This window comes from Pseudoalteromonas sp. GW168-MNA-CIBAN-0100 (genome assembly GCF_040309225.1).
GTDB lineage: Bacteria > Pseudomonadota > Gammaproteobacteria > Enterobacterales > Alteromonadaceae > Pseudoalteromonas > Pseudoalteromonas arctica.
The window spans coordinates 1-339 of sequence record NZ_JBEOOL010000278.1 but is presented as its reverse complement, the minus strand read 5'-3'; the positions used below and the strand labels follow the sequence as shown (position 1 = coordinate 339).

The following is a 339-nucleotide window of genomic DNA, read 5'->3' as shown; positions in this document are numbered from 1 at the left end:
ACGTTTGGTGCCTTTTGGCAAATATTATTGCTTTCGACCTTTATAATTGGGTTGTTTTTAGCCTTTGGACGTACCGGGAAAGTGGTATTAGGTGGCTTAAAAAAGCCAGAGATTACTACCTTTAAGTGGATCAGCATTATTATGTGTACACTCCTTGCTGGTGGCGGGGTGTTTTGGGCTGCTGCTGAGCCAATGGCACATTTTATTTCGCCGCCGCCAATTTTTGGTGGTGAATCAGGCACTAAAGAGGCTGCATTTAATGCTTTAGCGCAAAGCTTTATGCATTGGGGTTTTTTAGCCTGGGCTATTTTAGGCAGCCTGACTGGCATAGTGTATATG

General features: G+C 44.0%; 1 protein-coding gene. It reads left to right on the top strand.

Annotation, left to right across the window (positions count from 1 at the left end; translation table 11 throughout):
• The coding region (locus tag AAEY62_RS21105) for a BCCT family transporter (RefSeq protein WP_350636288.1) at positions 1-339 on the top strand (339 nt) is incomplete at both ends.